At 69.4% G+C, this 18,665-nt stretch carries 19 protein-coding genes; 6 read left to right on the plus strand and 13 right to left on the minus strand.

Annotation, left to right across the window (positions count from 1 at the left end):
* Positions 1 to 82 precede the first annotated feature (82 nt).
* The 5 genes from AC1DFR_RS09155 to AC1DFR_RS09175 form a co-directional block, all read right to left on the minus strand.
* Entirely contained in the window at positions 83 to 3,181 is a 3,099-nt protein-coding gene (locus tag AC1DFR_RS09155) for an AAA family ATPase (protein ID WP_476873166.1), read from the minus strand.
* Positions 3,178 to 4,359: an exonuclease SbcCD subunit D gene (locus tag AC1DFR_RS09160; protein ID WP_476857503.1), complete on the minus strand. Its 1,182-nt coding sequence runs from the start codon at positions 4,357 to 4,359 to the stop codon at positions 3,178 to 3,180. Before AC1DFR_RS09160 ends, AC1DFR_RS09155 begins: the two co-directional genes overlap by 4 nt.
* Positions 4,360 to 4,441: 82 nt before the next feature.
* Complete coding sequence (locus AC1DFR_RS09165; protein WP_476873167.1) at positions 4,442 to 5,446, minus strand: aquaporin; 1,005 nt, start codon at positions 5,444 to 5,446, stop codon at positions 4,442 to 4,444.
* 193 nt (positions 5,447 to 5,639) lie between these two features.
* Complete coding sequence (locus AC1DFR_RS09170) at positions 5,640 to 5,981, minus strand: DUF202 domain-containing protein (protein WP_230012221.1); 342 nt, start codon at positions 5,979 to 5,981, stop codon at positions 5,640 to 5,642.
* Positions 5,978 to 6,334 carry a YidH family protein gene (locus AC1DFR_RS09175; RefSeq protein ID WP_018775740.1) on the minus strand — a complete coding sequence of 119 codons (357 nt, stop codon included), beginning with the start codon at positions 6,332 to 6,334 and terminating at the stop codon, positions 5,978 to 5,980. Before AC1DFR_RS09175 ends, AC1DFR_RS09170 begins: the two co-directional genes overlap by 4 nt.
* A 184-nt stretch (positions 6,335 to 6,518) precedes the next feature.
* On the opposite strand from AC1DFR_RS09175, the gene AC1DFR_RS09180 reads away from it, so the two are divergent.
* A complete protein-coding gene (locus AC1DFR_RS09180) occupies positions 6,519 to 7,691 on the plus strand; it encodes an ADP-ribosylglycohydrolase family protein (protein ID WP_476873168.1) in 1,173 nt (390 codons plus the stop codon).
* 453 nt (positions 7,692 to 8,144) lie between these two features.
* Here the strand turns inward: AC1DFR_RS09180 and AC1DFR_RS09185 are convergent, their stop codons facing one another.
* Positions 8,145 to 8,687, minus strand: coding sequence for a DUF4395 domain-containing protein (locus AC1DFR_RS09185; RefSeq protein WP_223916168.1), 543 nt, complete (start codon positions 8,685 to 8,687; stop codon positions 8,145 to 8,147).
* Between the two features lie 214 nt (positions 8,688 to 8,901).
* Positions 8,902 to 9,918 carry a 3'-5' exonuclease gene (locus AC1DFR_RS09190; RefSeq protein ID WP_476873169.1) on the minus strand — a complete coding sequence of 339 codons (1,017 nt, stop codon included), beginning with the start codon at positions 9,916 to 9,918 and terminating at the stop codon, positions 8,902 to 8,904.
* 114 nt (positions 9,919 to 10,032) lie between these two features.
* Here AC1DFR_RS09190 and AC1DFR_RS09195 point away from each other — a divergent pair, with 114 nt between their 5' ends.
* Positions 10,033 to 10,800 carry a VTT domain-containing protein gene (locus tag AC1DFR_RS09195; protein ID WP_476849009.1) on the plus strand — a complete coding sequence of 256 codons (768 nt, stop codon included), beginning with the start codon at positions 10,033 to 10,035 and terminating at the stop codon, positions 10,798 to 10,800.
* A 105-nt stretch (positions 10,801 to 10,905) separates the two neighbouring features.
* Here AC1DFR_RS09195 and rdgB read toward each other — a convergent pair whose 3' ends face one another.
* From rdgB to murI, 4 genes are read right to left on the minus strand one after another with little or no spacing between them, the layout of a single operon-like run.
* A complete protein-coding gene (gene rdgB, locus AC1DFR_RS09200) occupies positions 10,906 to 11,583 on the minus strand; it encodes an RdgB/HAM1 family non-canonical purine NTP pyrophosphatase (protein ID WP_476857506.1) in 678 nt (225 codons plus the stop codon).
* Positions 11,580 to 12,338: a ribonuclease PH gene (rph, locus tag AC1DFR_RS09205; RefSeq protein ID WP_028276043.1), complete on the minus strand. Its 759-nt coding sequence runs from the start codon at positions 12,336 to 12,338 to the stop codon at positions 11,580 to 11,582. The genes rdgB and rph overlap by 4 nt, the downstream gene beginning before the upstream one ends.
* Positions 12,339 to 12,391: 53 nt before the next feature.
* Entirely contained in the window at positions 12,392 to 13,189 is a 798-nt protein-coding gene (locus AC1DFR_RS09210) for an MBL fold metallo-hydrolase (RefSeq protein WP_223915988.1), read from the minus strand.
* Positions 13,186 to 14,202, minus strand: coding sequence for a glutamate racemase (gene murI, locus AC1DFR_RS09215; protein ID WP_476848862.1), 1,017 nt, complete (start codon positions 14,200 to 14,202; stop codon positions 13,186 to 13,188). The genes AC1DFR_RS09210 and murI overlap by 4 nt, the downstream gene beginning before the upstream one ends.
* Positions 14,203 to 14,402: 200 nt before the next feature.
* On the opposite strand from murI, the gene AC1DFR_RS09220 reads away from it, so the two are divergent.
* Positions 14,403 to 15,197: an EAL domain-containing protein gene (locus AC1DFR_RS09220; RefSeq protein WP_476873170.1), complete on the plus strand. Its 795-nt coding sequence runs from the start codon at positions 14,403 to 14,405 to the stop codon at positions 15,195 to 15,197.
* Positions 15,198 to 15,202: 5 nt separating this feature from the next.
* On the opposite strand, the gene AC1DFR_RS09225 is transcribed toward AC1DFR_RS09220, so the two are convergent.
* Positions 15,203 to 15,763: a DUF2017 domain-containing protein gene (locus AC1DFR_RS09225; protein WP_223915995.1), complete on the minus strand. Its 561-nt coding sequence runs from the start codon at positions 15,761 to 15,763 to the stop codon at positions 15,203 to 15,205.
* Entirely contained in the window at positions 15,756 to 16,121 is a 366-nt protein-coding gene (gene clpS / locus AC1DFR_RS09230; RefSeq protein ID WP_018775730.1) for an ATP-dependent Clp protease adapter ClpS, read from the minus strand. Before clpS ends, AC1DFR_RS09225 begins: the two co-directional genes overlap by 8 nt.
* 37 nt (positions 16,122 to 16,158) lie before the next feature.
* On the opposite strand from clpS, the gene AC1DFR_RS09235 reads away from it, so the two are divergent.
* From AC1DFR_RS09235 to AC1DFR_RS09245, 3 genes are all read left to right on the plus strand, one after another.
* A complete protein-coding gene (locus tag AC1DFR_RS09235) occupies positions 16,159 to 17,487 on the plus strand; it encodes a nicotinate phosphoribosyltransferase (protein ID WP_476873171.1) in 1,329 nt (442 codons plus the stop codon).
* On the plus strand, positions 17,488 to 18,159 hold the full coding sequence (locus tag AC1DFR_RS09240; RefSeq protein WP_476873172.1) for an isochorismatase family protein: 672 nt from the start codon (positions 17,488 to 17,490) through the stop codon (positions 18,157 to 18,159).
* A gap of 75 nt (positions 18,160 to 18,234) precedes the next feature.
* Complete coding sequence (locus tag AC1DFR_RS09245) at positions 18,235 to 18,582, plus strand: hypothetical protein (protein WP_223915998.1); 348 nt, start codon at positions 18,235 to 18,237, stop codon at positions 18,580 to 18,582.
* The last annotated feature ends 83 nt before the right edge of the window (positions 18,583 to 18,665 follow it).

Below are 18,665 nucleotides of genomic sequence, written 5' to 3' on the forward strand. Positions count from 1 at the left end.
GACGCCGGCCCTGGGACCAGACCCCGGGACGGGACCCAGAGTGGGCCCCGGGACCGGTCCCAGGGCCCACTCTGGGTCCGGCTCAGGCCCGGGTGTCGTCGCTGATGTGCAGGGTGGAGCCGCTGCGGCCCTTGTCCACCTGGAGCTGGGTGCCGATGCGCTGCTTCATTTCGGCGACGTGGCTCACGAGCCCCACCACCCGGCCGCCGTCGCGGAGGCTTTCCAGGGCGTCCATGACTTGTTCCAGCGCCTGTTCGTCGAGGCTGCCGAAGCCCTCGTCCACGAAGAGGGTCTCGATGTCCACGCCACCGGACTCATGCTGCACGACGTCCGCCAGCCCAAGGGCCAGCGCCAGTGAGGCCATGAAGGACTCGCCGCCGGAGAGGGTGGCGGTGTCCCGGCGCTGGCCGGTCCACTCGTCCACGACCTCCAGGCCAAGGCCGGACTTCGCGCCGCGTGCTGCCTTGGCGTCGGTGTGCTGCAGCGTGTAGCGGCCATCGCTCATACCGATCAGGCGTTCGGAGGCAGCGACGGCCACCTGCTCGAGCCGGGCGGCGAGGACATAGCTGTTCAGGCTCATGCGATAGGTGTTGTCTCCGCCGCCCTTGGCCGCGTCGGCGACGGCGGTGAGCATCGCGGCCCGGTCCCGCGGTTCCCTGCCGGCGGCAGCGAGGTCCGCGTAGTCACCGGCGATGCGCCCGAGTATCCGGAGCGAGTTTTCCGCCAGCCCGGCCGCAAGCACGGCTTCCCGGGCTTTGCGTTCAGCCGCCGCCGATTCCGTCCTGAGCTCCTCGAGGGCGGCGTCGCTGACGATGTCCCCGGCGGCCCGCTCGGCTGCCGCCAGGGCCAGGTCCTCTCCGGCGAACAGTTCCTGGATCCTGGCGGCCTCGTCCTGTCCGACCCGGATGGCCGTTTCAAGGCTTGTTGCCACCGGCGTTGCCAGCAGCGCTTCCCGCGCCGCGGTTTCGGTGCTGAAACCGGCTCCGGGAAGGGCCACTTCAAGGTGCCGGCGTGCCTCCGCGGTGCGGGCGGCAGCCTGTTCGTGGGCTGAGTGTGCGGCGTCGGCGTGCTCCAGGACCGCCGTGGTTGCCGTCAGGGCGGCGATCCGCTGTTCGAGGGTCGCGTGGCCGGCGCGCAGCTTGTCCAGGGTGGCTTCGAGGGCCTGTGCCTGTTCGTCGATTTCGGCGATCGTCGATTGCGTCTGCACGATGCCGGAGGCGGCGTCGGCCTGCGCCCGCTCTGCGTCGGCGATCACCGCTTCGAGTTCTGCCATCCGCGCCCGGCTCGCAGCAAGGTCCGTGGCAGCGCGGACGGCGTCATCAGCCCGTTCCCGGGCCAAGGCTGCCTCCTCACGGGCTTCCCCGGCAGGTGTGTTGCCGCCCTGCGCGGCCAGGACGGCGACGTTCTGTTGGGCCCCGGCGAGCTCACGACCTAGGGCGGCGACGGCTTCTTCTGCCGTGTCGCTGGCCAGTTGCGCGGCTTTCTCGGCCTCGGCGACGGCCAGGGCGGAGGCTGCCGCGGGGGCAGGTGCCGGGTGCTCAGGGCTGCCGCAGACAGGACATGGGACCCCGGCCAGGAGCTGGGTGGCGAGCTCGGCGGCGGCGTTGGTGAGCCGTTGCTCACGGAGGTCCAGCCAGTGCTGCCTCCGGTCCTGGTGCGTGCTGAGGGCCGCGGTGTGCTGCCCGGAGATTGCCGCGCACTCGGCCTCGGCGGCGAGGAAGCGGCCAACGATGGTCACGAGTTCGTCCGCTGCCGTGGCCTCCTTGGTGCGCAACTGGACTTCCGCGGCCAGCTCCTCGAGGGGGCGGATGCCGGCGGACAGGGCCGCCGACTCAGTGCGCAGGGTGTCCAGTGCGGCGGTGCCGGCAAGCCGTCCTTTTTCCAGCTCCTGCAGTTGCAGGCGCAGCCGACTGCCGCGCTGGGTCAGCCCGAGGAACCGGGCTTCGTCGGGCAGACGTTCGGTGAGCACTGCGTGCAGGGACCGCAGCCGGGCGAGGGTTCCGCGGACGGCCGCGCTGTCCAACATGACGGATTTACCCGCCCGGACGGGGTCGGCAGCGTCGTCGTCGGCGGTGGGGGCGCCGGCGTCGAGGACGTCCTGCCCGGCGAGCTCCGGGTCCGTGGCGGCCGCGGACCGCAGCTGCCGCGCGGCCTCCAGCAGGGCCGTTCCTGCCAGGTCCTCGGCTGCCGCGGCGCTTTCGACCGCCTGCAACTGGCCGCCGAGCATTTCGGCCTGGCGGTGCAGGCCCAGTGTGACGGCCTTGCCCGCCAGGACGGGGGCGGCGGCGTCGGCGTCGATCCGCCGCTGTTCCGCGGCGGCGAGTTTGGCGTGGCGGTTGGCCCGCGCGTTCGCCGCCTCCAACAGGGACGCCTGATCGTCGGCCTGCTTCTCGGCTCCCGCGGCAGCGCTGCGCCGGCCCTCCGCGGCGGCTGCCGCGGCGGCGTCGAGCCAGGCCAACAGGGCATCGGGCTCGTCCCGGCCGGGGGCGCCGTCGGGGTCGAGTTCGAGCGCAGCTGTTTCGGACTCCGCCTGTGCCAGCAGCAGGTCCAGCTTCGCGTTGAGGTTGGCGACCTCGGCCTTGGCGGTCTGCGCCTGCCGGGACAGTTCCTGTTCCACGGCTTCAAAGCGCTGGGTGCCGAACAGGCTCTGCAGCAGCTCCAGACGGTCGGATGCCTTGGAGCGCAGGAACGCCGCGAAGTCCCCCTGCGGCAACATGACCACGCGCGTGAACTGGTCCCGGTTCATGCCCAGGACGTCGGTGATCTCGGCGCCGGCCTCATCATTCCGGCCCGATTTCTCCACCCACGCGCCGTCGATGCGTTCGCGCAGCAGCGTGTTGGCCTGCTGGACCGTGAAGCCGTTCCGGCCCCGGGCACTCGGCTTGTCCCACGCGGGCGTGCGGGAGACTTCGAAGTGCCGGCCCTTGGCCGAGAATTCGCAGGTGACGCGCGGTTCGGCGGCGGCCGCCGCGTGGTCGCTGCGCAGCCGCTTTCCGTCCTGGCGGGCCCCGGGAACCGATCCGTAGAGGGCGAAACAGATGGCGTCCAGGACGCTGGTCTTGCCCGCGCCGGTGGCGCCGTTCAGCAGGAAGAGCCCGTGTGCGCTCAGGCGGTCGAAGTCGATCCGCTCCGTGCCGGCAAACGGGCCAAACGCGGAAATCTCCAGGCGGTGGATCCTCACAGGGACACTCCTTCCAGGCGTACGGCGTCGAGCGCCTCGGCGAGGACTGCGGCTTCGGCGTCGGAAGCCGGCCTGCCCCGGACGTGCTCGAGGAATCCGCAGCAGACGGAGAGGTCGTCCCCGGCTTCGGCCAGCCGGCTGCTGTAGCTGGCTTTGGGCGCCGCGCCGGGACCATCGGGATCGAAGCCGAGCACCAGGGTGTCGGGGAACCGTGCCCGCAGGCGGTCCATCGCCTGGGCCGGGCGGGCCTCGTCCGTCAGCGTGATCTGGCAGTAGGCGGTCTCGGCCCACGCGAAGTCCTCCGACTCCAGTAGGTCATCCAGCTTCCCGCGGAGCACGGCGAGGGTCCGGGGCGCGTCCCAGAGCACTTCGCGCACGCCGCCGATCCCCTCGGCGTCGACCTCCACGAGCCAGCTGCCCTTCCTGTGCTTCGCCTCCGAGAACGAATACGCGAGCGGCGAGCCGGAGTAGCGCACTGCCGGCGAGAGCTCCTGCCTGCCGTGCAGGTGGCCCAGTGCGGTGTAGCCAAAGCCGTCGAAGAGATCCAGCGGGACCGCGCCGACGCCGCCGATGCTCAGATCCCGTTCGCTGTCGGAGCTGATGCCGCCGCTGGCGAAGGTGTGCGCCAGGACCACCGAATGGACGGTCCGGGTCTGACTCCGCTGCCGCACGTCGGCACGGATCCGTTCGGTGGCGGCGCGGGTGACCTCGAAGTGGCTCGCGGTCTCTACGCCCAGCTGCTCGGCGACGAGCCGGGGCTCCAGCCAGGGGATCCCGTAGATGGCGAGCACCGGCGCTGCCTCATTCCCGGCATCGTCCCCGAGCGGAAAGAGCACGGGAACGTCCAGTTCATTCAGCCGTGTGCGCAAATGCACTCCCCCGCGCTCGAGCAGCCGCGACGCGAACCCCAGCCTGATGGCGGAATCGTGGTTGCCGCTGGTCAACACAACTTCGGCGCCGGCCCCGGTGAGGCGCACCAGGGCGTCATCCAGCAGGCCGACGACGTCGACGCCCGGCAATGCGCGGTCATAAACGTCCCCGGCGATGAGGACGACGTCGACGCTCTCTTCCCGGACAAACGCCACGAGCTGGTCGATGAAGGCGCGCTGGGCATCCAGCATGCCGATGCCGTGGAAGGACCGGCCCAAGTGCCAGTCGGAGGTGTGCAATAACCGCATATTCCTACGGTATCGGCTGCCACCGACACTCTTGCGCCACCACCCCGGAGGTGTGACGGAGGTTAAAAGTGGTCAGCAGTGGCTACTTCCCGCCCTTGCGGTCGAAGAAGCTGCGGGCCTCGTCGTTGCCGGCGGGGACGGCCGAAGCAGAAGCGGTGGTGGCCGTGACCTCGGCCAGCCCGGCGTCATCGAAATCGGCGCCATCCACATCGGCTTCCGTGAGCTTTCCGTCGGTCTGGGCGGTGGGCTGGTCGGTGGGCTGGGCGGCGGGCTGGGCGGTGACCGCGGCAGTGGCAGCGTCACTGGCCTGTCCACTGGTCCGGGCCGACTGCACGAAGCCGCGGAAAACCAGCCCGGCGATGGCCGCACCGACCACCGGTGCCACCCAGAAGAGCCACAGCTGCCCGAGCGCGTCCGGGCCGCTGAAGATGGCCGCCGCCGTTGCCCGGGCCGGGTTGAACGGCACATTGCCGAGGGCCTGGCCCAACTGCAGGAGCATCGCCGTCGTCAGGCCGACCGCGAAGGGCGCAGCCGCCCTGGCCGGATTCCGGCGGGCGGTCGTGGCAAGGAAGATGGCCACGAGCAGTGCCGTGCCGAGGACCTCCACGAGCAGGACGCCTGCCATGGGCACCTGGATGATCGAGTGCTCGCCGAATCCGGCGGCCACGGTGGCGAACGCGCCCTGGGAGTCGTTGATGGTCGGCACGGTGCGCAGGACGCCGTACAGGGCGACGGCCCCGAGCACGGCGCCCACCAGCTGCGCGCCGATGTAGGCGGCGGCGTCGGCAAGCCGGATCCGGCCGGCGATGGCGTTGCCCACGGTGAGGGCAGGGTTGAAGTGGCCGCCGGAGACGTAACCGACGGCGAGCATCGCCGCCGTCAGGGCCAGGCCGGCGGCCAGGGCGGCGGGCAGCGGGCTCGACTGCGGAATGGTGAAGAGCGGCACGCCCAGGCCCGCAACCACGACGATCAGGGTCCCCAGGGCCTCGGCGGACAGCCGGGCCACGAGCCCGGGCCGGGGCGGGACGTCGCTGGCGGCCGGTGGCTGGACGTCAACGGAGTCTGGGGCTGGCACAAGCAGGGTCATGGTCAGGATTCCTTTGCTGGCGGCGCGCCCAGGGGCTGCAGTTGCGGCGTCGCTGGACCGCCGCCGGGTTCGTGGTCCGGGGCGGCCTCGGCCGCCTGGGAGAATGGGTCCGCCAGCAGTCTGCCAGCGCAATCTGGATGTTGGCTGGATTCCGGCTGGGTGCCCGTTCCGGGCCGCGGCTCAGTGCCTCAGTTCAGTGCCCCAGGGCCACCGCGGCTACGGCGCTGGCGGCCAGGACCACGACGGCAGCGGCGGCCCAGCGCAGCAGCGTCGCCGGCGGCGCAGCGTTGGACCGCCGGAGCTCGCGCCCGCGGACCAGCACGCACACGCCCAGGACCAGCGTCGCGGCCATGGCGGCCAGCGCGCAGATGCCAAGGAAATCAACGGGACCTACAACGCCGCCCCGGGATCCTGCGAGCGCCCAGCTGCGCCAGACCAGCAGGTCCGCCACGATGAGGGCCAGCAACGTCCGGCGCCAGGCCAGGGAGGTCCGCTCGGGCTGCAGCCCGGGGTCCCTGGCCGCAGCTGGCCTCACCGCGCCACCAGGATCAGGACCGCGAACACCAGGGCCGCAGCCGCGACGCCGATGGTCATCACCAGCATCACTCCGGAGAACGGCAGCTCCCTGTTGTTCCGCATGGCAGCCTCCATGAGACCCCACCGGTGGTAGGACAGGGCGGCCAGGCCAGCGCCCAGGAACGCGAGGATGACGCACAACACGATCCGCACGGGTCCGGGCGCGATCTCCGGGGCCAGCTGGTCGATCGCAAGGGCTCCGGCAATCAGGGCCAGGGACGTGCGGATCCAGGCCAGGAAGGTCCGCTCGTTGGCCAGAGAGAACCTGTAGTCGGGGGTGGTCCCGGTCTTCCGCCACGCTGGTTCGCGCATTCGTTTCCTCCGCTGCCCGGCGGTACGGCGCCGGCGGTTGCCTCGTCTGACCGCTGGACGGGTCCTACCAGCACCCTACCGGCCTTCCGCATCCGCCGCCGCCCGGCCCCCAGGCGGCGGCGCTAAGTCCCCGGCGGGCGCCGGCATTGCGGGGTGCGGTGCAGCGCCGGGTAAATTTGAGGGCATGAGCACCGAGCCCGGGACCAGCCCCGCACCCGCCCCAACACCCGGCCAGCCGCACTCCCCTGCCCACGGCTCGCGCATCCACGGCTGCCTGCTGGGCGGCGCGCTCGGAGATTCGCTGGGCTACGCCGTCGAGTTCGACAGCATTTCCGCCATCCGGGCCCGGTTCGGCCCCGCGGGCCTGCAGGATTTTTCCGCGCTCGACGCCGGCAGCCCGTTTTCGGACGACACGCAAATGACGCTGTACACCGCCGACGGCCTCCTCGAGGCGCTGGAATGGGCCAACGACGGCGTGGCGGCGGACATCAACGCGTGCCTGTGGCTCGCGTACCTGCGCTGGCTGGGCACCCAGGGCGTCGCCGTGCCGGCGTCGGCCCCGTTCCAGCCGCCGCGCTGGATCGATGCCCAGGATGTCCTGAAGAGCCGGCGCTCACCCGGCGACGCGTGCCTGAGCGGACTCGCCACGGGCGAGATGGGTACCGTGAAGCGGCCGGTCAATCCGGATTCGAAGGGCTGCGGCACCGTGATGCGGTCGGCGCCCTTCGGCCTGATCCCCCACCTCGAAGCGGAAACGGTCTATAAGCTCAGCGCCGATGCCGCGTCCCTGACGCACGGCCACCCCGCGGCACGGCAGAGCGCCGGAGTTTTCAGCCTTCTCATCCATGCCCTGTCCTCCGGCCACGGGCTGCGCGAAGCGGCGGAATCGGCCCTCGGGCAGCTGCTCGGCGGCATCCTGCGCAAGGGCGAAAATCCGGATCCGGAGGTGGTGGCACGGCTGGAGGCGGCCCTGCGGTTGGCCGGAGACCTGCCCGGCGGAGACGTGCTCAGCCCCGAGGGCCTGGTCGGCGAACTCGGCGAGGGGTGGGTGGCCGAGGAAGCCCTTGCCGTCGCGCTGTACGCCGTGCTGGCCACAGCCCCGGGAACCGGGACAGGAACGGGGACGGCGGACGCCGGCGCTGCCGAGGCCGATCCCGCCCAGGCCCACTTCCGTGCCGCGATCGCGCTGGCGGTGAACCACAGCGGGGACAGCGATTCAACGGCGTCGATCGCCGGGAACATCCTGGGCGCGTTCTACGGCGAGCGGTGCCTGCCGGCAGACTGGCTGGCGGCCCTTCAGGCGCCGGAGGTCATCCGGGGCATGGCGTCGAAGCTGGCCGCCGTCACTGGCTCATAGCTTCGGCCGGCAACACTCGGCCGGGCCCGTGCACGCCAGGTGTCGAGTCTCCGGCATTTGCGCAGCGCAGCCGGCTGCGCCCGGAAGCAGCGGCCCGGCTTGCCCGCGGGACATGCCCCGTACCGCCCCGCTGCGAAGGACATGTCCATCCCCGGCCGCTGCATCCTCAGGACATGCCCATTTCTGGCGGCTAGGACTGGGCATATTCCCACTTTGTCCACCCGTCAGAGCCTCCGGAGGACATGTCCGGTCGCCCCCGCTGCGAAGGACGTGTCCATCCCTGGCCGCGGCATCCTCAGGACATGCCCATCTCCGGCGGCGGCGACTGGACATATTGCCACTATGTCCACCCGTCCTAGCCTCCGGAGGACATGTCCGTCCCTGGCGGCCGCCTCGGCGGAACCCGACCGCTTCGGCGGAGCCCCGGCGCACCGGACCTAAGCGCCCCGAATCCTAGGCGCCGCGGAGCGAGATGTTGTTGCAGGCTTCGCAGACGTCCTCGGGGATGAGCCCGCGGCGCTGCAGGAAGCCGAAAATGGTGCAGCCGAGGCAGAACCCGGCGAAGGCCTCAAGGGACGCGGCGGCGATCAGCACGGCGAGCAGCACCCACGCCGCCGGCGCGAGGCCGGCGGCCAGCAGCACCGCCGACGCCGTCGACACGGCAGCGCCGATGCCCTGGGCGAACCGCTTGGGCGGTCCGGGAACGAGACGGGTCCGCCCAAGCCAGGGCGTCAGGACCTTGACCGAGAGCTGGGCCAGGGGCGAGATCCGGGGACCGAACAGCACGCGCAGCCAGAACCCGGCGGCGATGACGGCGAGCCCCCAGCCGAAACCGGTCAGCAGGGTCACGGCGGACAGCGCCACCACCAGGGCTGCGGTGATGCGGGCGGCGTACTCATTCACCGGGTTCGGAAACGCGAACACCCGATGCCAATCAATTCCGCGCGTCGCCGGTGCTGACTTCGCGGGCGCCGACGACGCCGAGTCCGCCGGCATTGACGCCGGCGGCGCTGACTTGGCCGGCGCTGTGGGGGCCTGTGCATCCGTGGGTTTGCTCATCCGCCAAGGCTACGAGCGGGCGCGCAGTGGGAGGAATGATTGTTGCGCCGTGTGACTGCCGGGTCAGGCAGGACCCGGGCAGAAAGGACCCGTCAGCCAGGACCGGATCAGCCAGGACCGGATCAGGCAGGACCCGTCAGCCAGGACCGGGTCAGGCAGGTGCGGCAGCCAGATGTCCGCCGACCATCTGGAGGAATTCGCCCTCGGACAGGACCTCGATCCGTTGCCCGCGTTCGTGCAGTTCCAGGACGCGGCGCGCCTTGCCGGTCAACCGGCCGGAGCGCAGGTCCGCGGCCACAAACCCGTCGCCCACCACCAGAACGGTGGTACGGGCCGTCACCCGGCTTTCAGGCCTGGCGCCAAGCTCTGCGGAACGGACCTTTGCTTCGGGGCGGGGAATTGCCAGTTCGCCGGTGAACACCACGGTCTGGCCGAACAGCGGGTGGTCGGGGCTGGCGGCGGCGTTGGGGGCCGGGTTGGGGCCTTCCTCCGGCCAGCCGGCCACGAAGCGCCGGCCCGGGGGCGAGCCGGCGGTTCCCCCCGCGAGCGCCTCCATGGCGGCCACGGTGGCCTTGGACAGCGGGTCGCGCCGGGGGTCGAACGCCGGCTGGTGGGACACCGTCAGGCCGAGGGACAGGTAAAGTTCCGCGATGCTTGCTGCCCCGTTGCGGGCCGCGATGTCGATCAGGATGCCGGCACAGGCGCGGGCGTCCTCGGCGGCATCGTGGTGGTTGAGCAGCGGGACCCCGGCCTCCTCGGCGGCGTAGGGCAGCGAATTGGACACCAGGGAGTAGCAGCGCCGGGACAATATCACCGTGCAGACGTAGTCGTAGGCGGGTCCGGACAGCCCGGACACCTCCAGGCCGGAGCGGATCACACCGAGATCGAACCCTGCATTGTGGGCCGCGAGCACGTCGCCGCCGATGAACGCGCCGATCTCCGGGAACAACTCCCCGAACCGGGGCAGTCCAGCCACCTGGTCCGGCCGGATGCCGTGGATCCGGACGTTGTGGGGATCAAATGTGTCATGGTTTTCCGGTGGCCGCATGAGCCAGGAGGCTTCCTCTACGACGACGCGGCCACGGACCTTGCTCAGGCCAACAGCGCACGGTGAACCGCGGAAGCCGTTCGCGGTCTCAAAGTCGATCGCCGTAAAGTCCAAAGTCACGGCCCAACTTTACCGCCCGCGGACGGACCCTCCCGCACCGGACCGGCCCGCGGGGCTCGGCCCCCGGGCCTGCAGCCTGCCGTCAAGTACCCTTAACAGGTGAACGTACTAGCAATGAGCGACCTCGCCGTGTCCGCCCTTGGCGGCGCCGGCCCCGTCCAGCCGCACCTGGCCTCCTTCCTGCCGGACTGGCTCAACCCCCAGGTTTTCCTGGCGAATCCGGCCTTCGCGCCGTGGGTGGTCCTGCTGGTCTGCGGCATCATCTTTGCCGAAACCGGGCTGCTGATCGGATTCTTCCTGCCTGGGGACTCCATGCTGTTCACGGCCGGGCTGCTCGTGGCCACCGGCACCATCCAGGTCAACATCTGGGTCCTGACCGCGCTGATCATCGTCGCCGCGATCATCGGCAACCAGGTGGGCTACCTGATTGGGTCCAAGGCGGGACCTGCCCTGTTCAACAGGCCCAACTCCAAGCTGTTCAAGCGTGAAAACGTGGATAGTGCGCATGCGTTCTTCGAAAAGCACGGCGGCAAGGCCCTGATCCTGGCCCGGTTCGTTCCGATCATCCGCACCTTCGTCCCGGTGATCGTGGGCGTCGCGCAGATGAGCAAACGCAAATTCTTCACCTACAACGTGATCGGCGCGGTGCTGTGGGGCGGCGGCGTCACCCTCCTCGGTTACCTGCTCGGGGACAAGGTCCCGTGGGTCAAGGACAACCTGGACATCATCTTCATCGCCATCGTGCTGGTCTCCGTGATCCCGATCGCCATCGAGGTTGTCCGCGGCACGATCGCCAAGCGCCAGGCCGAGAAGTACGGCACCGACGTCGTGGACGAATTCATCGAAGAGCACGAGCCGGAAGAAGAACGCCGGACCCCGTAGCGCAGCGCCGCAGTAAATGCAGTGCCGCAGTGAACGCAGCAGTTAACAAGGAAGGCGCCCCACCGAGTGGGGCGCCTTCCTTCGTCCTGAGCCTGGCCGGGCCGGCTACTTCCCGGCCAGGGCCTCGACGATGGCCGGCAGGAGCGCCCGGAACGCATGGCCCCGGTGGCTGATGGCGTTCTTCTCCTCGGAACTGAGCTCGGCGCAGCTGCGGTCCAGCCCGTTCGGCTGCAGGACGGGGTCATAGCCGAAGCCACCCTCCCCGCGCGGCTCCCGCAGGAGTGTCCCTTCCAGCTGCCCGTATTCCACGACTTCCCGGCCGCCGTCGGGCGAGGACCCGGGGACCGCCAGCGCTGCCGCGCAGACGAACGCGGCCCCGCGGTACTTGTCTGGCACGTCGGCCAGCTGGGCGAGCAGCAACTGCAGGTTCGCGGCGTCGTCGCCGTGCCGGCCGGACCAGCGGGCCGAGAAAATCCCGGGCGCGCCGCCGAGGACGTCCACAGAAAGCCCGGAGTCGTCGGCGATCGCCACGAGCCCCGTGGCCTCTGCCACCGCCCGGGCCTTGAGCAGCGAGTTTTCGGCGAAGGTTACGCCGGTTTCGGCGACGTCGGGGGCACCGACGGCGCCGGCGTCCACCACCTGCGTGTCGACGTCGAGCCCGGGAACCTGGCCGCGGAGCAGCTCACGCAGTTCCCGGAGCTTGCCTTTGTTGTGGGTGGCGAGGACGAGCCGCGGGCCCGGGCCGTCGGCTTCCGGCCGGTCCGCGACGGGCGTCTCCGTCACGGGGCCTCCGCCAGGGTGTCGCGCTGGATCGCGGCGAGCTGCTCCGTGCCCAGCAGCGCCAGGTCCAGCAGCTTGTTCAGCTCGTCGCGGTCGAACGGTGCGCCCTCGGCGGTGCCCTGGACTTCGACGAACTTGCCGGAGCCTGTCACCACGACGTTCATGTCGGTCTCGGCGCGCACGTCTTCGACGTAGGGCAGGTCGAGCATCGGGACGCCGTCGATGATGCCGACGGACACCGCGGCGATCGTGTCGATCAGGGGCTGGGCGTTGCGGGCGATCATCTTCTTCTCGCGGGCGAACCGGATGGCGTCGGCCAGTGCCACGTAGGCGCCGGTGATCGCCGCGGTGCGGGTGCCGCCGTCGGCCTGCAGGACATCGCAGTCCAGCACGATCGTGATCTCGCCGAGGGCCTTGGTGTCGATGATGGAGCGCAGCGAGCGGCCGATCAGTCGGGAGATCTCGTGGGTGCGGCCGCCGATTTTGCCTTTGACGGACTCACGGTCGGACCGGGTGTTCGTGGCCCGGGGCAGCATGGCGTACTCGGCCGTGACCCAGCCGCGGCCCTCGCCCTTGAGCCAGCGCGGCACGCCTTCGGTCAGCGAAGCCGTGCACAGGACCCGGGTGTTGCCGAACTCGATCAGGGCCGAACCCTCGGCCTGCTTGGACCAGCCGCGCGTGATGCTGATCGGGCGCAGCTGGTCGGGGGTACGGCCGTCGGCGCGGATGACGGGGACACTGGGAGCTTGGGAAGTCATGCCTTTAGCTTATCGACTCACCCGCCCCGGCCCGCGCGGGCGGTCAGCGCGCGCTAGACGGTGTAGTGCACACCCGCGACGGCGACGGCCACGTCCTTGCCGAAGATCTCTTTGGCCTCGGCCATGACGGTGGTCGGCGACGTCCAGACGGGAATGTGCGTCAGCAGCAGCCGGCGCGCGCCGGCGGCGACGGCGGCCTCCCCCGCCCGCTTGCCCGTCAGGTGCACGTCCTTGATCCCGTCGTCGCGGCCTTCCTCGAACGCCGCCTCGCACAGGAAAAGGTCGGCGTCGCGAGCGGCGTCCTCCAGGCCCGCGCAGGAATCCGTGTCCCCGGAGTAGCTCAGGACGCGGGTCACGGGCGTGCCGTCCTTGGCGGGCTCGGTGACCTCCACGCGGAGGGCGTAGGCCTCCTCAACGGGGTGGTTCACCGCGTAGGGCGTCACCGTGAACGGGCCGACGCTGACTGGCTTGCGCTCGGACCAGTTGCTGAAATCGAATTCCTCGTGCATGCCCGGATCCAGGTCCAGCCCGTAGGCCGTGGCCATCCGGTCGGCCGTCGCGGCAGGCCCCCACACCGGAATCCTGCCCCGTCCCCAGCCGCCCGGCTTCCAGCGCACGGCAACATGGAGCCCGCACAGGTCCATGCAGTGGTCCGGGTGCAGGTGGGTGAGGAAGATCGCGTCAATGTCCTCCAGGTCCGTGTAGCGCTGGATGGCGCCGAGCGCCCCGCTGCCGAGGTCCAGGACGATCTTCCAGTTCCGCTCGCCGTCGTTGGCGGTCAGCAGATAGCACGACGCCGGCGAGCCCGGCCCCGGGAAGGAGCCGGTACAGCCCACGATGGTCAGCTTCACAGCCGCGGTCCCCCGCCCGCGGACCCGCCCACAAAGTTGGAGATCCGCGGCCCGCCCGCGCCGGCCCGGGCGGCGGCGATCATTTCCGGGGTGATCCGGGCGAGGCTGCCGGTGGGGTACTGCGCCGCGACGTGATCCACGTGGCGGACACTGAGGACCTCGGGGCCCAGGAAGCGCCGGGCGAGGTGCTCAAACTGGGCGGCGTCGCCGGTGGCGATGAAATTGTGCTCCGGCGCCGCGGTGTCCGTGCGCTCCAGGCCCCGGGAGGCCAAAGCCCGGTAGACGTCCTTGGCCGTCTCCTCGGCGCTGGAAACCAGCGTGACGTCCTCGCCCATAACGAAGGAGATCACGCCGGTGAGCAGCGGGTAGTGGGTGCAGCCGAGCACCACGGTGTCCACCCCGGCGGCAATGAGCGGTGCCAGGTAGTCGCGGGCGACGGCGAGCAGTTCCGGTCCGGTGGTAATCCCGGCCTCCACGTACGGCACGAACGCCGGGCAGGCCACGGACGTGATCTCCAGGTCCGGGGCCGCGGCGAAGGTGTCCTCGTAGGCGCGCGAGCCCACCGTGGCCGAGGTCCCGATCACGCCCACCCGGCCCGTCCGGGTCGCCGCGACGGCACGCCGCACGGCCGGCTGGATCACTTCGATCACGGGGATCCCGTACCGGGCCGTGTACCGTTCGCGGGCGTCACGCAGCACGGCGGCGGACGCGGAGTTGCAGGCGATGGTCAGCAGCTTCACGCCGGAATCCACGAGCTCGTCCATGACGCCGAGTGCGTTGGCCCGGACTTCGGCGATGGGAAGGGGGCCGTAGGGGCCATGCGCAGTGTCACCGACATACAGGATGGATTCGTTGGGCAGCTGGTCGATGATCGAGCGGGCCACCGTGAGGCCGCCGACGCCGGAGTCGAAGACGCCGATGGGGCGCGATGCCAACCCGGCATTTCCGGCGCTGCCCGCTGCGGTCTCCGCCGCAGCTGGCGCTGCCGGATCCGTATTTGATGCTGAAGTCATGATTATTCGAGGATAGGGCTTCACTACAGGCGCGGCCATCACATTGTGTCCTGCAACTCGTGTCTGATGGGTCACACGGGTTTCCGGCGGATGGGCAACGCGGGGAAGACCCCTGCTCATCGGTGGCAGCCTGCCGCTGTCCCCGCCCTGTATGCTATGGGCGCCGTCGAGATATCGGGGGCGACCGTCGTGCCCCCACGATGGACGAAACAGCGAAAGGACCGCATATGACATGCGACGGCTGCACGACGTCGTCACAGCTCGACTTCGATTTCAGCATGGCCTTCCAACCGATCTATGACGCCGTTGCTGGTCGCGTATGGGGCTACGAGGCACTGGTCAGAGGCTTGTCGGGCGAGGGGGCTTTTCACGTCCTGTCCAGAGTCGCACCTGAGCAAAAGTACCGTTTCGACCAGGACTGCCGCGTCAAGGCAATCGAGCTGGCATCGCGGCTGTTTCCTGCCGGTGAGGGCTTGATTCTCTCCATCAACTTCATGCCGAACGCGGTCTACGAACCGGCTGCGTGCCTTCGTGCGACGCTGCTTGCAGCCAGTCGTTGCAGCTTTCCGACGTCGTCGATCATGTTCGAGTTCACGGAGAATGAGGAGGTTTCCGACACTGCCCACCTCACGAACATCATCACCGAATACCGCAAGCATGGTTTCACCACCGCCATCGACGACTTTGGTGCCGGTCATGCAGGGCTGGGGCTCCTGGTCGATTTCCAGCCAGACCTGATCAAGATCGACATGAAGCTCATCCGAGGAATCGATACCAGCCCGGCCCGCCAGGCTGTCGTTGCTGGCATCGTCGGCATCGCCAAGGAGCTCGACATCACGGTGCTCGCAGAGGGCATCGAGACGGAGGCGGAGTTCCGGATTCTGAAGGAAGCCGGCATCCGCTTGTTTCAGGGATACTGGTTCGCAAAGCCGGCATTCGAGGAGCTTCCACAGATACAGTCCGTGCCTGTTTCTGACGCCACCGCTGTCGCTTAGCGGCCCTACCTATCGAGCGAGTGCACCATTGCCTGGACCAGCGACTCCTGCAGCCACGTGGTGAAGTTGTACACCAGGGCCAGGTAGCTTTCGACGTCCTCGGCCTGGGCCCAGTCCTGCATGAGGTGGATGTTGTCGGCGTCGGCATCATCACGGATGTCGAGGCGTTCGGCCAGCACCAGCCGGACATCGTTGAGCGCGGTGGCCCAGTGCCGGGCGTCGTCCGGGGTCAGGACGAGGTTGTCCCGGTCCAGGCTCAGTGCGGCCGCCTTCAGCGCGCCGATCTTGCTTTCGCGCAGCGACCGCTCGGTGTAACGGCGGAACTCCAGGGAGGCGTCGTCGTCGTTCTTCATCACGTTCGGCAACAGCCGCCGCATGGCACGGTCCGAGGGTTCGCGGGCTTCGGTGTCCAAACCCACCAGGGCCGCCAGCGGGTCCTCGTTGGCGCGCTGCTCCGGCTCCAGCATGGAGATGACGTCATCGAAAAGGCTGCGCAGCAGCTCCCGCTCGGCCGGCTCCAGATGGCCCTTGATGCCCTTGAGCCCGTACTTGAATGCCTTAGCCACGTTTTCCCTTGCCTTTGCCGGAACCGCCCGCGTTGCCGCCGGTGGCCTTTTCCACCGTCGCCCAGAGGCCGTAGCCATGCATCGCGACGGCGTGCTGCTCGACCTGTTCCTTGCTGCCGTGCGCCACGATCGAGCGGCCCTTTTTGTGGACCTCCATCATCAGCTTGTTCGCCTTGGCCTCCGAGTAGCCGAAATAGCTGCGGAACACATAGCTCACATAGCTCATCAGGTTCACGGGATCGTTCCAGATCACGAGGTTCCAGGGGACGTCCGGGGCGGTCAGGACGTCGCCGGACGTCACTGTTCCGGTCTGGGTACTCTCCCGTGTGTCGGGGCCGAGCGCAACGCTGAGGGTCATCTGTCCATTCTATGGGGATGCACACTAGAGTGAATTTGTGAGTACCTCCGCTGGCTGGGACCGTCCCCGCACGTCCCTGTACACAGACCACTACGAGCTGACCATGCTGCAGGGCGCCCTGCAGTCCGGCGCGGCGCACCGCAAATCGGTCTTCGAGGCCTTCGCCCGGCGGCTCCCGGACGGGCGCCGCTACGGCATCGTGGCAGGCACCGGCCGCCTCCTGGAAGGGATCGCGAACTTCCGCTTCGGCGAGCCGGAACTGGACTACCTGCACCGGACCAAGGTGGTCAACGACCAGACACTGGAGTACCTGGCCGGCTACAGCTTTTCCGGCGACATCTGGGGCTATCCGGAGGGTGAGGCGTACTTCCCGAACTCCCCCGTGCTGATCGTTGAGTCCACGTTCGCCGAGGCCTGCATCCTGGAGACCTACCTGCTCTCCGTGCTCAACCACGACTGCGCCATCGCCTCTGCCGCCTCCCGGATGATCTCCGCGGCCGGGACCCGCCCGTGCATCGAAATGGGATCGCGCCGGACGCACGAGGAATCGGCGGCCGCCGCTGCCCGGGCCGCTGTCATTGCCGGGTTCGACAGCACCTCGAACCTGGAGGCCGGATTGCGCTACGGGCTGAAGACGGTGGGCACGGCCGCCCATTCCTTCACGCTCCTCCATGACACCGAGCGGGAGGCCTTCGAGGCCCAGATTGCCGCCTTTGGGCCGGACACCTCCCTGCTGGTGGACACGTACGACGTCGAAACGGCCGTCCGCACCGCCGTCGATCTCGCCGGGGACAAGCTGGGCGCTGTCCGGCTGGACTCGGGCGACCTCGTGGCCCAGGCCCAGTGGGTGCGCCGGCTGCTCGACGAGCTCGGCAACGACCACACCAAGATCGTGGTGACCTCAGACCTCGACGAATTCGCCATCGCGGCGCTGGCGTCCGCGCCGGTGGACTCCTACGGCGTGGGCACCTCGCTCGTGACCGGGTCCGGGGCCCCGACGGCGAGCATGGTCTACAAGCTCGTCAGCCGCACCGACGACGCCGGCGATTTCATCTCCGTCGCCAAGGCCGCCAAGAACAAGGCCAGCAAGGGCGGCCGGAAGTACGCGCTGCGCAAGCTCAACGAGCGCGGGACCGCCACGGCCGAAATCGTCGGCGTCGGCCATCACCCGGAGGACGACGGCAACGACCGTCCGCTGCTGCAGCAGTTCGTCAAGAACGGCGAGCTCCTCCCCGGGTGGACGGGCCCGGAGGGGGTCCAGCGCGCGCGCCGGCGCCACGCGGAAACCATGCGGGAGCTTCCCGCGGTGGTCAACCGGCTCCAGCGCGGCGAGGCGGCCATCCCCACCATCTACGAGGAGGACTGAATGTCCCGCGCCCTGATCATCGTTGACGTCCAAAACGATTTCTGTGAGGGAGGTGCCCTGGCCGTCCCCGGCGGGGCAAGCCTGGCCGGGGAAATCAGCGAGTACGTTGACGCCCACCACGGCCAGTTTGACCACGTCGTGGCCACCCAGGACTGGCACATCGATCCGGGTGAGCACTTCTCGGAGAAACCCGATCTCGTGGACAGCTGGCCGCGGCACTGCGTGGCGGGCACCCGCGGGGCCGAGCTGCATCCCGATCTTGATCCCGAACACATCCAGGCGTACTTCCGCAAGGGCCAGTTCGCCGCGGCGTACTCCGGCTTCGAAGGGCTGCTGGCCCCCGAGGACGACGTCCCCACCGGTGACCGCCAGCCCGGCGCCATGCCCGTTACCGGCGCCGCAGACTCCGACAACACAGTGAGTTCCTTCGCCGGCAGTGATTTCGCCGCCGGCGAGGACGCGATCGGACTGGACGACTGGCTGCAGAGCCACGACGTCGAGGACATTGTGGTGGTGGGCATCGCCACGGACTACTGCGTCAAAGCGACCGCTCTGGATGCCGTCCAGGCCGGCTACTCCGTCACGGTGCTGCGCGGCCTGACGGTCGGCATTGCCGAAGACCTGGACGATGCCGTGGCCGAGATGGAGCTCGGCGGCGTCGATGTCCTCTGAGCCAGTAGACTCGAAATCCTTGCCCCATCGCCAGTCTTGCCATATTGACAGACCCGTAGAACCCCGGAGTACACCATGAAGAAGACCCTGACCGTCCTGATTGCCGCCGGAGCGCTGCTCGGCGCGGCCGGCTGCTCTGCCACGCCGCAGCTGACCAACGAGGAAACCTGCGCCCGGGTCAAGACCGTGGTCTCCGCCCAGTCGGCCACATCGGACAAGACCGGCATGACCCGGGTCGCCAACCAGCTTCGGCCCATCAAGGCGGCGGCATCCGAGGACCTGCGGGCCCCGCTGCAGACCATCATCGAATACTTCGACGAGTCGGCCAAGCCCTCCCCGGACACCGCCAAGCTCGAGGACATGAAGGCCGACTACACCGCGGCAGGCCAGACCTACGGCCAGGTCTGCGGCGCCGGCCAGTAGCCGAAGCAAAGTTCACAGCAGAGTAAACAGCAGAGGGACCAGTTCACAGTGAACTGGTCCCTCTGCTGTTGCCCGGCGCCTAT

Source organism: Arthrobacter sp. 05T410 (assembly GCF_056396505.1).

Excerpts from the sequence above, each read along its gene's own strand:
- AC1DFR_RS09180 (WP_476873168.1), top strand. The coding sequence starts at position 6,519 with ATGAGCACCGAGCCCGGGACCAGCCCCGCACCCGCCCCAACACCCGGC.
- AC1DFR_RS09185 (WP_223916168.1), bottom strand. The coding sequence starts at position 8,687 with ATGCCGGCGGACTCGGCGTCGTCGGCGCCCGCGAAGTCAGCACCGGCG.
- AC1DFR_RS09245 (WP_223915998.1), top strand. The coding sequence starts at position 18,235 with ATGAAGAAGACCCTGACCGTCCTGATTGCCGCCGGAGCGCTGCTCGGC.
- AC1DFR_RS09240 (WP_476873172.1), top strand. The coding sequence starts at position 17,488 with ATGTCCCGCGCCCTGATCATCGTTGACGTCCAAAACGATTTCTGTGAG.
- rph (WP_028276043.1), bottom strand. The coding sequence starts at position 12,338 with ATGACTTCCCAAGCTCCCAGTGTCCCCGTCATCCGCGCCGACGGCCGT.
- AC1DFR_RS09165 (WP_476873167.1), bottom strand. The coding sequence starts at position 5,446 with ATGACCCTGCTTGTGCCAGCCCCAGACTCCGTTGACGTCCAGCCACCG.
- AC1DFR_RS09175 (WP_018775740.1), bottom strand. The coding sequence starts at position 6,334 with ATGCGCGAACCAGCGTGGCGGAAGACCGGGACCACCCCCGACTACAGG.
- AC1DFR_RS09220 (WP_476873170.1), top strand. The coding sequence starts at position 14,403 with ATGGACGAAACAGCGAAAGGACCGCATATGACATGCGACGGCTGCACG.
- AC1DFR_RS09160 (WP_476857503.1), bottom strand. The coding sequence starts at position 4,359 with ATGCGGTTATTGCACACCTCCGACTGGCACTTGGGCCGGTCCTTCCAC.
- clpS (WP_018775730.1), bottom strand. The coding sequence starts at position 16,121 with ATGACCCTCAGCGTTGCGCTCGGCCCCGACACACGGGAGAGTACCCAG.
- murI (WP_476848862.1), bottom strand. The coding sequence starts at position 14,202 with ATGACTTCAGCATCAAATACGGATCCGGCAGCGCCAGCTGCGGCGGAG.
- AC1DFR_RS09195 (WP_476849009.1), top strand. The coding sequence starts at position 10,033 with ATGAGCGACCTCGCCGTGTCCGCCCTTGGCGGCGCCGGCCCCGTCCAG.